This window comes from Nonomuraea sp. NPDC050227, assembly GCF_044459705.1.
Classification (GTDB): domain Bacteria; phylum Actinomycetota; class Actinomycetes; order Streptosporangiales; family Streptosporangiaceae; genus Nonomuraea.
On the sequence record NZ_JBITJF010000007.1, the window covers coordinates 92,021 to 105,350 of the forward strand.

Here is a 13,330-nt window from a genome sequence, read left to right on the forward strand (position 1 = left end):
TAGTTCTAGAATTGCACTCTAGAGCTAGGTTCGGTTCCGGGGAAGCCTCCGCGACTCAGGGGCTGGGGATGCCGTCGCCGTTGCGGCCGCGTCCCGCCAGCACCTCCTCCAGCGTCGGGCGGGCCTCGCCCGGGTCACGGAACCCCGGGCAGGCGAGCTGGATGAGCACGCCGTGCGCCTCCTTGGGGTGCAGGAACACCTCCTGCCAGCGCACGTCGGCCCGGTTGAGCCCGTGCAGCCGGTAGCCGCGCCCGGTGAGCCGGGCGACCGCCGCGTCCATGTCCCCGACGTGGAAGTTCAGATGATGGACGCCGCCCCGCCCCCGCGTCAGCTCGAAGAAGCTGTCGAAGAACGTGGACCCGGTCAGCGGCTCCATGAGCTCGACCTTGCTCCCGTTGGAGTAGGTGAGCTGCAGCGTGCGGTACCCGCTGATCCGGTTGTCCCCGCCGCCGCCCAGATGGCGACCGCCGAGCAGGTCGCGATAGATCGGCAGCAGGTCCCTGATCCGGGGAGCGGCCACGGCCGTGTGGTCGAAGGTCACGTCGAGGCCGTCAAGTTCCAGGTCCACGCCCGGCTCCTCACTACGAACGAATCCTAGAATTTGATTCTAATCATCTGATACCGGGTACGCACTCTTGACGCCGGCCGATGCGAGGAGCAGCATCTCAGAAATGGATTCTAGAGCTAGCTTCTAGAATTCATGACGGGGGGCCTAGGCTCGACAGAAAGGCTTGTCATGAGGCTGTCCTACGTCCGCGAGCTCGACGAGTACCCGACCGGCGCCCGCCGGATGAAGATCCTCACCATGGCCGTCCTGGCCATCCTCATCGGCTCCTACGAAGGGCAGATCGCGCCCGTCGTACCCCTGCTGCTCAAAGACCTGAACATGTCCCTGGCCACGTACGGCGCGGTGTCGGGGGCGGCCGCGGTGGCCGGCGCCGTGGCCTCCATCCTGGGCGGGCGGCTCACCGACCGGGTCGGCCGGGTCCGCCTGCTCATCCCGCTCATGGCCCTCACCGCCGTGTGCTGCTTCGCCATGACGCTCGTGCACAGCCCGCGCGACCTGCTGATCGCCCGCATCCTGCTGGCCTTCGTGGACGGCGTCGCCATGGCCTCCACCGCGCCGCTGATCCGCGACTTCTCGCCACGGCTCGGACGGGCGCAGGCGTTCGGGTTCTGGACGTGGGGCCCGGTGGGCGCGAACTTCCTGGCCGCCGCCGTCGCCGGCTGGACGCTGCCGATCTTCGACGAGTCGTGGCGGTCGCAGTTCGTCATCATGGGCTGCTTCTCGCTGGTGATCTCCGTGGTCATCGCGTTCAACATCGCCGACCTGTCCCCCGAGCTGCGGGCCAGGATCCAGCACACCGAACGGGCCGCCGAGGAGGTCGTCGACCTGCGGCGTCCGCCCACCGTCCGGTCGTTGTTCGCCCGGCGCAACATCTGGGCCCACGTCGTCGGCATCTCGCTCTGGCTGGTCCTCTACATCACGCTGTCGCTGTTCGGCCAGACGATGCTGGTGGGCGCGCTCGGCATCAGCAGCGCGCAGGCGTCCACGATCATGGCCGCGTTCTGGAGCCTGAACCTGGTCACGCTGATCGTCACCGGCCGCCTGTCGGACCGCCTGCAACTGCGCAAGCCGTTCTCGCTCGCCGGGACGATCGCCGCGGTGCTGGTCACCGCCTACCTCGCCGTCGCGCTCGGCCAGGAAGGCGTCTCCACCGGCACGCTCATGGTGGTCGGCGCCCTGCTCGGCGGCTCACTCGGCGTCGCCTACGCCCCCTGGATGGCCAACTACTCCGAGGACGCCGAGGACGCCGACCCGCGCCTGCAGGGCACGGCCTGGGGGCTGTTCGGCTTCCTGAGCAAGGCGATCGCGGTGGTCGGACTGCTGGTCATCCCGCACGTCGTGGCGGCCACGAGCTGGCAGACGTGGCTGTTCGTGGCCCTGGGCTGCCTCGTGCTGTTCGTCCCCGCGATCCTGCTGTTCAACGGTCCATGGCGACGCCCCGCCCCCACCCCCGTCCAGGTCGCCCTCACCGAGGCCGAAAGCTGACCCATCCCACCCGAGCCCACACACTGAACCGTCCCAACCGAGCCCGAACACTGATCGGCCCTGCCGGAACACGCGAAAGCGGCGCGCCCCCGAAGGGGCCCGCCGCTCGTCGCAGGAATGAGACGCTCGTCCCGATGCCGGGACGAGACGTGTCCGTCCGTCCCAGTGCCAAGACAAGACGTGTTCGTCAGTCCCGGTGCCGGGATGAGATGTCAGTCCCGGTGCAGCTTCCGGTACGTCACCCGGTGGGGACGGGCCGCGTCGGCGCCGAGACGCTCGATCTTGTTCTTCTCGTAGTCGGCGAAGTTGCCCTCGAACCAGAACCAGTTCGAGCCTTCCTCCCACGCGAGGATGTGGGTGGCGATGCGGTCGAGGAACCACCGGTCGTGCGAGGTGATCACGGCGCAGCCCGGGAAGTCGAGCAGCGCGTTCTCCAGCGACGACAGCGTCTCGGTGTCGAGGTCGTTGGTCGGCTCGTCGAGCAGCAGCACGTTGCCGCCCTGCTTGAGGGTGAGCGCCAGGTTGAGCCGGTTACGCTCGCCGCCCGACAGCACCCCCGCCTTCTTCTGCTGGTCGGGCCCCTTGAACCCGAACGCCGCGATGTAGGCCCGCGACGGCATCTCGACGTTGCCGACCTTGATGTGGTCGAGCCCGTCGGAGACGACCTCCCAGACGTTCTTGTTCGGGTCGATGCCGCCCCGGCTCTGGTCGGCGTAGGAGATCTTCACGGTGTCGCCGACCGTGATCGACCCCGCGTCCGGCGTCTCCCCACCCGTGATCATGCGGAACAGCGTGGTCTTGCCGACGCCGTTGGGGCCGATGACGCCGACGATGCCGTTACGCGGCAGGTCGAACGTCAGGCTCTCCATCAGCAGGCGGTCGCCGAAGCCCTTGGTGAGCTGGTCGGACTTGATCACCGTGGTGCCCAGACGCGGGCCCGGCGGGATCTGGATCTCCTCGAAGTCCAGCTTGCGGAACTTGTCGGCCTCGGCGGCCATCTCCTCGTACCGCTGGAGACGGGCCTTGCTCTTGGTCTGGCGGGCCTTGGGGTTGGAGCGCACCCACTCCAGCTCGTCCTCCAGGCGCTTCTTGCGCTTGGCGTCCTTCTGGCCCTCGACCTTGAGGCGCTGGGCCTTCATGTCGAGGTAGGTGGAGTAGTTGCCCTCGTAGGGGTAGCAGCGACCGCGGTCGAGCTCCAGGATCCAGTTGGCCACGTTGTCCAGGAAGTACCGGTCGTGGGTGACGGCCAGCACCGTGCCGGCGTACTTCTCCAGGTGCGACTCCAGCCACTGCACGCTCTCGGCGTCGAGGTGGTTGGTGGGCTCGTCGAGCAGCAGCAGGTCGGGGGCCTCAAGCAGCAGCTTGCACAGCGCCACGCGGCGGCGCTCACCACCGGACAGCTTGCTCACCTCGGCGTCGGGCGGCGGGCAGCGCAGGGCGTCCATCGCCTGCTCCAGCTGGCTGTCGAGGTCCCAAGCGTTGCGGTGCTCCAGCTGGTCCTGGAGCTTGCCCATCTCCTCCAGCAGCTCGTCGCTGTAGTCGGTGGCCATCTGCTCGGCGATCTGGTTGTAGCGCTCGAGCATCGCCATCGTCTCGGCGACACCCTCCTGCACGTTGCCCAGAACGGTCTTTTCCTCGTTGAGCGGCGGCTCCTGCTGGAGCATGCCGACCGTGAAGCCCGGCATCAGCTTGGCGTCGCCATTGGACGGCTGCTCCAGGCCGGCCATCATCCGGAGCAGCGTCGACTTCCCGGTGCCGTTCGGCCCCAGGACACCGATCTTGGCTCCGGGCAGGAACGACAGCGTGACGTCGTCAAGGACAACCTTGTCGCCGTGCGCCTTGCGCACGCGCTGCAGCGTGTAGATGTACTCCGGCATGCTCCCTAGCTTAGAGGCTGCACACGCAGGCTTCCGCCGCCCAGCCCCTTTCACCTCCGCCCGTCCCCGCTCGCCCCTGCACCCCCACCCCTCCAACCCCACCTCCCCCGAACGCCGTGACGTCCCGGGGCCGCCTCCCTTGCCGCCCTCGCACGCTGAATCACCCATGACACCCCAGGCCCCGAACCCACCTCGGGCAGGGACACCGTTCACCGCCCGCCCTCAGCCACGGCCCCCCTCACCATGGCCCCCTCCGCCACGGCCGCGTCCGCCACGGCTTCCTAGGTCGCGGCCCCTGAAGTCTCGGCCCCTGCGGTGGTCCCCGTGGTGGTCCGCGCCGGGGCGAGGAGGGCGGCGGCTGCGGCTCGTGCCCGTTGCGCCGGGTGGGTCGAGCGCTCACGTACCGCCGTGACGATGGCCCCGTCCACCAGCAGGACGAACAGGTGCGCCAGCTCGGCGGCATCGGCGCGACCGTCGCGCTCGATCAACCCCGAGACGTACGCCCGCACGCGCTCCTTGTGCTCGGCCGCCACCCGATGTGCCGCACTGTCCGGATCCGCCGTCTCGATCATGGTGTTGATGAAGGCGCACCCACGGAAATCCGCCCGCGCGAACCGTTCGGCCAGGGCGTCGAAGACGTCCAGCGAATGGCCGCCCAGAGCCTCCACGCGTTCGGCCAGCCAGGCCCTCCACCGCTCGTCCCGTCGCCGCAGTACGGCCACGACCAGGTCGTCCTTGCTCGGGAAATGCCGGTAGAAGGAGGCGCGGCCCACCCCCGAGACACTCAGGATCCGCTCGACGCCCACCGCTCTGATCCCCTCCGCGTAGAAAAGGTCCTCGGCGGCGTCGAGCAGTCGTTCACGTGCACGTGTGGGCATACCGCCAAGCTATCCCGAACTTCCCTAAAACGGAACCGTTCGGTATCGTCTTGCTCAGATGGAACCGACCAGTACCGTTTTGGAGACCTCATGCCCCGCCTTCCACAACTGACAGAAGACAATGACGGTCTGCTCGACCAGACCCGCCGCCAGCTCGGCAAGGTCCCCAACCTGTACGCCGCCCTCGCCAACGGCCCAGCCGCCCTGGCCGGCTACCTCGCGATGCGCGAACACCTCGGCTCGGGCGCCCTCACCCCGAGACTGCGGGAGCAGATCGCCCTGCTGGTCGCCCAGGAGAACCACTGCACGTACTGCGTGAGCGCCCACACCATGCGCGGACGCCGTATGGGCATGTCCGACGAGGAACTTCTCCAGACCCGGCAGGGCGCGGACGACGAGCCGCACGCGGCCGCCGTCCTGGCGATCACTCAGGCGATCATGCACACGGGCGGCGCGGTGAGCGACGCGGACCTGGACGCCGCACGGGCCGCCGGCGTCTCGGACGCGGAACTCGCCGAGATCGTGGGCCACATCGCCCTGAACACCTTGTCCAACTACTTCAACCACCTCGCCCAGCCCGAGCTGGACTTCCCGGAGGTGCAGGCATGAACCCCACCTGGAGAAACGGCACCGTCGAACTCCTCGACGGCTACACGCTGACGAACTCCGAGGGCCGCCGGGTGTCGGCCGTGGAAGGAGTGCGGTTCGCCATCGAGGGCGGGTATCTCAACGTCGAGGTCCCCGGCGTACCCCACATCCAGATCGTCTCGGCTCCCGCCGTCCGCCTCGTCACCTGCGACGGCGTCACCACGCCCTGACTGTCAGGCCACAACCCGAGGGCAGGCCCCTGACCCATCCGTCCCTCAGGCGCCTGCCCGCATTCGCCGCACATCCCACCGCGCACCACACGGCGTGCGCGAAGGCACGTCACACGGCTTGCTCCTCGGGCGACGGCGGTTGCGGCGGCTGGACGACGGGGATGCAGACGCGGTCCCGGCCCAGTTCCTTGGCCCGATAGAGAGCCAGGTCGGCGGCGGCCAGCAGGTCGATCAGATCGTCACCGTGCACGCACATCAACGCGACCCCGACCGAGATCGTGATCCGGATCAGAGCGTCGTCCACCGGGATGGCCATGTGCCCGATGTGCGTACGAAGTCGCTCGGCGACCTGCCGCGCCTCGTCGACGTCCGCCCCCGGCAGCAGGACGACGAACTCCTCGCCCCCGAACCGCCCCACCACGTCGGACTCCCGCAGTTCCCTGCGCAACATGGCCGCCACCCCGGCCAGCACCTCGTCGCCGACCAGATGTCCGTGGGCGTCGTTCACCCGCTTGAAGTGGTCGATGTCGATGATCAGCAGCGCCAGCGTGTCACCGCTGCGACGCGCCCGCAGGATCTCGGTGTCGGCCTCCCGCTGCCAGGCGGCCGCGTTGAGCAGCCCGGTCTTCGAGTCGGTACGGGCGGCGGCCTGCAACTGCGCATGCAACAGACTGCGTTGCAGCAGGACGACCGGCGGCAACGCGAGCACCAGCAGAGCCAGGTTGAGCCCGCACCCGATCGAGACCGTGACCCCGAGACACAGCTCGACGACGTCCAGCAGGACGCTCTCCCGGTTCCACAACACCTCCTGCCACGACCCCTCAGGATCGGACGTGTGCGCCGCGACCGCGATGAGACCAATGTTGAGCAGGGAGAACAGCACAGCGGCCGCAACCGCGTAAGCGATCGGCGGCCCACTCCCCCGCGTCAGCACCCAGGGGTCGGGGACGACCCAGTGGAAGGCGACCGATGCCGTGCAGCCGGCCAGACCGATGGCCGCCGAGCTGAACACCCGACGGTAGAGAACTGTGGCGCGCACGCGCACCTGGAGAAGGATCTGCAGCACGATCGGCGCAAAGAGGGCGTAGACCGGCGGCAGGAGCAGGGCGACCGGCAGCCACCAGGCCGACAACAGGTCACGCGAGACTCCGGCGGGCATGCCCAGACGCCTGCTGGCCTCGATGCAGACCGCGCCGCACGCCATGAGAGCGGCAAAGGTCAGCAAATCCGGCCAGTGGAACTCGGTAGACCTCGTGAACAAGGTGATCGCGACGGCATCTAGGGCGACAATGGCGCACAGATACGCCACAAGCGGGCGCCGTTGCCCGAGCAATGGCCAACGACCGGCCATTCTTGACACACCGTCGCGAGACTTGATCGTGGCGTGACTGGTCGCCGCCATCTCGTCTCCTCCCTGACTAACGATGTGTAACACAATAATTGCGGAGTGTGCGTTATGCGATGGGAACCGCTACGTTGAAACGACCACGCCCGCTCACTCCGCGAGCGGGCAGTGCCGGAAAGGAGCAACCATGGTGCGGGGCGTGACCTGGACATGACCCATGCTCTAGGTATCTGACACGGACAAACACCCCATCGGCCCCCCTTCGGGGTGACATCGGGGCCATCAGCCGATGCCCCTCCCCCTCCCCTTGGCCGTCCCCTGCGCGGGGCGCCGGCCCATCGGCTGCTGCCCTCCGCCCCGATCGCTTTCCCCCTGACCGATGGCCGGTGAACCATCGGTCGTACCACTCCTTCATCCGGTCCGTCGAGGAACTCGATGACCAGCGCGTCTGGGCCTACGCAATCAAGGAGTGCATCACACAAACGACTCCGTCACGTCGCGCTTGCCCGCCGTTGCCCGCACGCGCGTCGCGTCACCGCCTGAGGACGCTGAATGTCCTTCACGCGATGCCGTCCGCCTCGACGCCTGCGCGTCCCCGAACCCGAGCACCGCCAGGAGGCAAGCGGCACCAACCCTCACCTGGGCAGCGTGCCTCCGGGCGTAGTTACCCCTGTGGGGGATCACCGTGAGACGAACCGGGCCAGTGCGCCTCCGCATGCATGCGCCCCCTTGGGTGGATTGACAGTTGCGTGGGTGCCCCGGTCAGGCGGTTAAGGAGCCCATACAGACAACGGGCAACCCCGTCCAGACAGGTGGGTACGTTGCGCAGCCCGCGAGTGGTCCGTGCAGGTGGGTGCGCAGTCGGCGGGTTGGGCGCTGTGCCGGGGGCGCGCTTTCGCTTGATCGGCCGCCCACTGCGTCCTCATTGTGGGCGCACCTGGCGGTGTGGTTGTGGGGGGGCGAGGCGAGCGGGCTGGGCGGGTTTGGGCAGGTGTCTTCATGGCGGGTTGCGTAGGTCGGCATGAAGACACCCGCCCTCGTGGGCAGCGGCCACGTGTCCGTCGCGGCGGAAGCATCCACTGGTGCAGGTGCTCAGCCGTCAGGTGGCGATGGTGTCAGGCTGCGGCTTTCTCCGGTGTCTGTGTCTTCGTCCGGGGCTTGCTGGACGCGCCCAGGACGCGGACCGTGGCGGCCTTGGCTGACGAACCGCGGCCCGGCTGCTCTGGTGTGACCGTGCCAGGAGTGGTGTCGTCATCCACGGCGGTGTCAGGCCGGGGCTCGGGACGTGCGCTGGGTTGCGGGGTGGCGGCGTCGGGGTCGGTGGCGGCTATGGCCAGCGTCGTGAGGTCGGCGTCCGGCCCGGCGTCGTCGTCGTGAGGCTGCGCGGGTGCGCTTCGGAGGGCGTCGGCGGTAGCGGGGACCGACGGGTCGGCGGTCGGGTGGAGGGAAGACGGACGGACGGGCTTGGTGCCCATCGCCCAGTCCTGGGTCTCCTCGTCGAGGCGTTCGCGCATCTCCTTGGTCATCGAGCCCAGGCCGCCCCCGCGCTCCGGCTTGGTGAAGACGCCGGTGCCCCAGCGCAGGTCGTGCCCGACCGCGCTGGCCTCGATCTCCGGCATGAACCGGCGGTCGCCTTCCGCGCCGAACTCGCGGATGCGGAGCTTGCCGGACACGACGACGGGCTGCCCCGCCCGTACGCAGTCGGCGACGTTGTCGCCCAGCGCACGCCAGCAGCGGACCGTGAAGCAGACGCGCTCACCGTCGGTCCATTGCCCGGTCTTCCTGTCGAAGTAGCGGTGCGAGGTGAACACCTTCAGCGACGTGACCCTGGTGCCGTCGTCGAAGCTGTACTGCCGTGGCTCTGCTGCGACGTTTCCGGTGAGCGTGATGTAGATGTCGTTCATCCGTGCCTCCCATGCGGCGGGCGGACTGCCCGCGACCTGGGAACACGGTGCCTGAAGCAGGCCGGGTGGGGCGGGGGCGAACGCCGTTCTGTGGATGAGGGGACGGCGACGGAGGAGGGCTGTGGATGAAGGCCGGTCGTGCAGGAAGCGTACGAGAAGAGGGGGATCAGCCCGAGAGGTCGCGCAGGGCCGTGTAGAAGGCGTGGTGGCGGCCGAGCTCGCGTTCGACCGGCTCCACCACCATCTTCGCCGACACCGTCGACACCCTGCGGCGCATCTCCCGCTCCAGACGTTCCCGCTCCCGCGAGGCCCCCAGCTCCACGAAGTTGCGCGAGGCGATGCCCGACAACGCGCCCAGCCCCAGGACGGAGGCCATCATGAGCGCCACCCACGGCAGCGCCGCGCCGTCGCCGACCAGTTGCAGGGTCGCGGGCAGTTGCGCGGGCACGGTCAGCCCGGCCACCAGCCACACCACCCCGGCCACGAACGCCACCACCAGCAGGTACTGCCAGACCTTGAGCAGCCGCCACCAGCCGGGCACCCGGTCGAGGCGCGGCGCCACCTCGGTGAGCTCCTCGGTCAGCGCCTTCGGCAGCCGGGACGCGTGCGAGCGCGCGGCCTGTTGCACCGCGGTCCGCCACACCGGGTCCATCCCGGCCGACAGCCCGTCGGTGAGCGCCTGCACGGCGTTGGCCACCTCGGCGGAATGCGCGCTCACCGAGCCGGTCGTGATACCCCGGATCTCGTCGCCGACGTCTTCGAGACGCAGGCTCTTCAACGGATCCGGACGGAACTTGGCGAACCACCGCGGATACGGCCAGCCGACCCACTGGCTGGAACGCTCGGCGTAGACGTTCTCCATGGCCTCGCCGACGGCGGGGACGCCGATCGCGTCGCAGAGCGCATCGGTGAGCCCCATCCTGCGCGCCTCGTCGACCGACGACGGCACGAGCAGCGCGTCGCCGAGCGGCATGGCCTCGGCGAGCCGCTGCTCCATCCGCTGGAGGTCGGCCTCCAGCTTCTGGACGGCGGCGCGGCGGCGGCCGACGGCGGTCGCGATCACGCTCTTGAGGCTCTCGACGCCGCGCCCGGTGACGGCCGAGGTCGGTACGACGCTGGGATGCTCGACGCCTTCCCGGCGCAGCAGGTCGTTGAGGTCGATGACCAGCTCGGCCAGCTCCGCCGCGGAGAGCCTGTCGGCCTGGTTGAGCGCGAACACGGTCACCGCGTCGTGCCCGGCCAACTCGGTCACGTAGCGCCGGTGGGTGGAGGCGTCGGCGTACTTCTGCGGGTCGAGCACCCACACCACCAGGTCGGCCAGCCCGATGAGCCGGTCGGCCTCGTTGTCGCTGAGCGCCCGGATCGAGTCGTGGTCGGGCAGGTCGAGCAGGATCAGCCCGTGGAGCTGACTGTCGCCCTTGTCGAGCGCGCTGGTCCGGGAGAAGCGGTGGCGCGGCTGGATCTGCAGCCAGTCGAGCAGCGGCGCCGAGCCCTCCAGCCCCCACACGCAGGCGTGGGTACGGGCGGTCGTCGGACGGCGTACGCCGGTGGGCGACAGCTCAAGCCCCGAAATGGCGTTGAACAGGGACGACTTGCCGCTGCCGGTGCCGCCCGCGAGGGCGACCACGGTGTGCTCGGACGACAGCTTGAGCCGGTCGCCGGCCCGCGTCAGCAGCGCGCCGGCCTCGGTGAGCAGTTTCTGGTCGAGCCGCCCCGGACCGAGCTCCACCACCTTGTTGAGCGCGGACAACCTCGGCGCGAGGCCCGCCCTCGGGGGCGTGGTCGTCGTCATCGGGCGACCTCAAGGTTGTACGTCGCCTGGTAGAGGCGGGTTGCGACGGACTCGTCCGGGATGCCCGCCGAGTCGAGAGCGTGTACGTAACGCATGGATTCCTCGTCGAACAGCATGCCGATCCTGGCTCGCAGGTCACTGAGCGCCTTGGCGCCGATGCCGCGCAGCGACTCCGCGCCGAGCAGCGCGTTGACGAGCCGGTGCGGCACGCCCGACCCGTCGCCGCCGCTGAACATGGCGACCGTGAAGATCAGGGAGAGCGCGTCGGGATCGAACGAGACGAGCTTGGACACCGAGCGCTTGGTCACGCCCTCGGTGCGTACGAGCTCGTTCAGGTGGTCCTGCCAGGACGCGATGGCGCGCCCGGCGTGCCGCAGCAGGTTGTCCGACGGGCGGTCGAGCCCGTCGGCGAGCTTGGCGCCCAGCTCCGAACGGTGCCGCCAGCGCGCGACCACCTCCTCGGCGGCGCGGTTGGCCGCGGCGACGATCACCGACTCCAGCCCGGCCCGGATCGCCGCCTTGAACGCCGTCACCCGCTCGGGCGTCTGCCTGCCCGCCTTGCCGCTCTTGCCGAACTGCAACGAGCGCATCAGGTCGCCGGAGCCCGCGAAGTCCTGCCAGCGGGCCAGCACCTCGCCGTGCAGCAGCGAGCCGTTCTTGGACGCCTTGTCGATCTCGGCCAGCGCGCCCAGGTAGGCGGCCTCGACGTCGCTGCGCAGCTCGGCGCGGAACGCCGCCTGGCCCTCCAGATGCCTGGCCAGCGCGGGCACGCGGGTGCGGAAGCTGTTGAGCACCCCGTTCAGGGTCTCCTGCACGGCCTGCGCCCGGCGCGCCTCGTCGACCGAGAGCTCGGCCAGCCACATGCGCAGGTCGGTGACCTCGCTGTCGGGCAGCCTGCCGTCGGTCACCGTCGCCTCGTGGATCACGAACCGGTCGATGTCACCCAGGCCGTATTCGGTCAGCATGCGGACGAAATGCTTGAGCACGACGTCGGCCGAGCGGGGCTGCACCCGCGACAACACGATGGCCAGGCGGGCGCCGCGCTCCTTGGCCAGGCGCAGGAGGCTCCAGGCGGGCGCGTCGGCGTAGCGGGCGGCGGTGGTCACGAAGATCCACAGGTCGGCGGCGTCGAGCATGCGGTGAGCGATCTCGTGGTGCTCCTCGACGACCGAGTCGATGTCGGGGGTGTCCAGCAGCGCGACGCCCTGCGGAAGCTTCTCGGTCGTCACGACGACCAGGCCGCTCGTCTCGCTGTCGGGCGAGGGCCGGTCCAGCCGTTCGAGGCCGCTGAGCAGCTCGCCCTCCGCGAACCACTTCCTGTCGTCGGGGTGACAGGCCAGGATGGGCGTGCCGGTGGTCGGGCGGCGCACTCCGGTGCGGGAGACGTTCCGCTCGGCCAGGGAGTTGACCAGGGTGGACTTGCCCGCCCCGGTGGAGCCCGCGATCACGATCAGCGCGGGGGCCGTGTTGGTGCGCACCCTGGGCAGGACGTAGTTCTCCAGCTGGGCCAGCAGGTCGGCCCGCGCCTGCCTGGCCTCCTCGGCTCCCGGCAGGTCGAGGCTGAAGCGCAGGTCGGACACGCTTTCGCGCAACGCGCTCAGCGCCGACGTCATCGCCTCGACGACCTCGGCCGGCAACTCCTCGACCCGCGGCCCCTCCTCGGGCGCGCTTTCCGGCTCCGCTACGGCGTCGCCATCCGCGTCGGTCTCCGCGTCGGCGTCGGCGTCGCCGTCGGTGTCGGCGTTCGCGTCGGAGTGGTCGTCGGTGTCAGCATCGGCGTTGGCGTCGGTTTCGGCGTTCGCCCGGACGAGGGCATCCGCGTCGGTGTCCGGGCCAGCGTCGGTGTCCGGGGTGGTGTCGGTGGGGTCGCTGGATTCGGCGTCGATCTGGGGGGTGGCACCCGTGTCGGTGTCCGCCTCGGTGTTCGGGTCGGCGTTGGGGACGGTCTCGCCGCTGTTGCCTACGGCGTCGGAGCGGTCGTCGGCGGCCGCTTCGGCGTCATCGGTCTCTACGGTGGACGCGACCTCCTCGGCGTCGGCCTCGGATCCGGGTTCCTCCTCCGCCGGGTCTCCCGGGTCGGTGGGGTAGTCAGCGCCGGCGAGGACATCGGAGGCCGGAGAGAAGGCGTCGAAGCCGGTGGCGTCTTCTGTGGCCACGGAGGTGGCGGCGTCGCTGGGGTCGGCGACGGCGACGGCGTCGGCGCGGCTGTCGTCAGCGTCCATCGCCTCGCTGGGGTCGCCGTCGCCTTCCGCAGAGGGCGCCGCTTCGGCTTCAGAAGCGGGATCGTCATCGGGCCGGGGAACGTCGTCGCCCTCCGAGCCGCCATCGGCATGAGCAGAGTTCCCGGCGTCGGCGTCGGCGTCAGGGGCGGCGGCCGCCGGGGGCGGCGCCTGTTCGGCGTCGGAAGACGCCTCTTCGCTGTCGGTGGCGGTGGCGTTCGGGGTCGCGGGCGTCGGCTCGGTCTCCGGGGACGGGGCGGTGTCCGGTTCCTGGGGGGCTCGTTCCCAGAAGGCGGCGGGCCTCGGACGCGTCTCGTTCCCCTCACGCGGGTCGGCGGCACGGGCCGGGGTGAACAGGCTCGGACGGTCGGCCGGACGGGACGGCGTGAAGAGGCTGGGCCCCGTGGACGGGCCGGGCTCGTCCGTACCGGCGGAGGGCTCCTG

The 13,330-nt window shown here is 69.8% G+C and carries 10 protein-coding genes; 3 read left to right on the forward strand and 7 right to left on the reverse strand.

Annotated elements, in window-relative coordinates; all coding sequences use genetic code 11:
* Window positions 1-55 precede the first annotated feature (55 nt).
* A complete protein-coding gene (locus ACIBK9_RS26990; protein ID WP_397161762.1) occupies window positions 56-568 on the reverse strand; it encodes a VOC family protein in 513 nt (170 codons plus the stop codon).
* Between the two features lie 168 nt (window positions 569-736).
* On the opposite strand from ACIBK9_RS26990, the gene ACIBK9_RS26995 reads away from it, so the two are divergent.
* Window positions 737-2,053 carry an MFS transporter gene (locus tag ACIBK9_RS26995; RefSeq protein WP_397161763.1) on the forward strand — a complete coding sequence of 439 codons (1,317 nt, stop codon included), beginning with the start codon at window positions 737-739 and terminating at the stop codon, window positions 2,051-2,053.
* 212 nt (window positions 2,054-2,265) lie between these two features.
* On the opposite strand, the gene ettA is transcribed toward ACIBK9_RS26995, so the two are convergent.
* The gene (gene ettA / locus ACIBK9_RS27000) at window positions 2,266-3,930 is read right to left on the reverse strand and encodes an energy-dependent translational throttle protein EttA (RefSeq protein WP_358294775.1); all 1,665 of its coding nucleotides are present in this window, start codon (window positions 3,928-3,930) and stop codon (window positions 2,266-2,268) included.
* A 281-nt stretch (window positions 3,931-4,211) separates the two neighbouring features.
* Window positions 4,212-4,808: a TetR/AcrR family transcriptional regulator gene (locus tag ACIBK9_RS27005; RefSeq protein WP_397161764.1), complete on the reverse strand. Its 597-nt coding sequence runs from the start codon at window positions 4,806-4,808 to the stop codon at window positions 4,212-4,214.
* A 90-nt stretch (window positions 4,809-4,898) separates the two neighbouring features.
* On the opposite strand from ACIBK9_RS27005, the gene ACIBK9_RS27010 reads away from it, so the two are divergent.
* Both ACIBK9_RS27010 and ACIBK9_RS27015 read left to right on the forward strand, forming a co-directional pair.
* Window positions 4,899-5,417, forward strand: coding sequence for a carboxymuconolactone decarboxylase family protein (locus ACIBK9_RS27010; RefSeq protein ID WP_397161765.1), 519 nt, complete (start codon window positions 4,899-4,901; stop codon window positions 5,415-5,417).
* Window positions 5,414-5,626: a hypothetical protein gene (locus ACIBK9_RS27015; RefSeq protein WP_397161766.1), complete on the forward strand. Its 213-nt coding sequence runs from the start codon at window positions 5,414-5,416 to the stop codon at window positions 5,624-5,626. Before ACIBK9_RS27010 ends, ACIBK9_RS27015 begins: the two co-directional genes overlap by 4 nt.
* Before the next feature lie 109 nt (window positions 5,627-5,735).
* On the opposite strand, the gene ACIBK9_RS27020 is transcribed toward ACIBK9_RS27015, so the two are convergent.
* The 4 genes from ACIBK9_RS27020 to ACIBK9_RS27035 form a co-directional block, all read right to left on the reverse strand.
* Window positions 5,736-7,028, reverse strand: a complete 1,293-nt coding sequence (locus ACIBK9_RS27020; RefSeq protein WP_397161767.1) for a GGDEF domain-containing protein — start codon at window positions 7,026-7,028, stop codon at window positions 5,736-5,738.
* A gap of 1,058 nt (window positions 7,029-8,086) precedes the next feature.
* Window positions 8,087-8,875 carry a single-stranded DNA-binding protein gene (locus ACIBK9_RS27025; protein ID WP_397161768.1) on the reverse strand — a complete coding sequence of 263 codons (789 nt, stop codon included), beginning with the start codon at window positions 8,873-8,875 and terminating at the stop codon, window positions 8,087-8,089.
* 166 nt (window positions 8,876-9,041) lie between these two features.
* Window positions 9,042-10,667, reverse strand: coding sequence for a YfjP family GTPase (locus ACIBK9_RS27030; protein ID WP_397161769.1), 1,626 nt, complete (start codon window positions 10,665-10,667; stop codon window positions 9,042-9,044).
* Window positions 10,664-12,889 carry a dynamin family protein gene (locus ACIBK9_RS27035; protein ID WP_397161770.1) on the reverse strand — a complete coding sequence of 742 codons (2,226 nt, stop codon included), beginning with the start codon at window positions 12,887-12,889 and terminating at the stop codon, window positions 10,664-10,666. Before ACIBK9_RS27035 ends, ACIBK9_RS27030 begins: the two co-directional genes overlap by 4 nt.
* Window positions 12,890-13,330 lie beyond the last annotated feature (441 nt).

Coding starts and splice junctions, on each gene's coding strand:
- ACIBK9_RS27035 (WP_397161770.1), bottom strand. CDS start 12,889: ATGGACGCTGACGACAGCCGCGCCGACGCCGTCGCCGTCGCCGACCCC.
- ACIBK9_RS27020 (WP_397161767.1), bottom strand. CDS start 7,028: ATGGCGGCGACCAGTCACGCCACGATCAAGTCTCGCGACGGTGTGTCA.
- ettA (WP_358294775.1), bottom strand. CDS start 3,930: ATGCCGGAGTACATCTACACGCTGCAGCGCGTGCGCAAGGCGCACGGC.
- ACIBK9_RS26995 (WP_397161763.1), top strand. CDS start 737: ATGAGGCTGTCCTACGTCCGCGAGCTCGACGAGTACCCGACCGGCGCC.
- ACIBK9_RS27005 (WP_397161764.1), bottom strand. CDS start 4,808: ATGCCCACACGTGCACGTGAACGACTGCTCGACGCCGCCGAGGACCTT.
- ACIBK9_RS27030 (WP_397161769.1), bottom strand. CDS start 10,667: ATGACGACGACCACGCCCCCGAGGGCGGGCCTCGCGCCGAGGTTGTCC.
- ACIBK9_RS27010 (WP_397161765.1), top strand. CDS start 4,899: ATGCCCCGCCTTCCACAACTGACAGAAGACAATGACGGTCTGCTCGAC.
- ACIBK9_RS27025 (WP_397161768.1), bottom strand. CDS start 8,875: ATGAACGACATCTACATCACGCTCACCGGAAACGTCGCAGCAGAGCCA.
- ACIBK9_RS27015 (WP_397161766.1), top strand. CDS start 5,414: ATGAACCCCACCTGGAGAAACGGCACCGTCGAACTCCTCGACGGCTAC.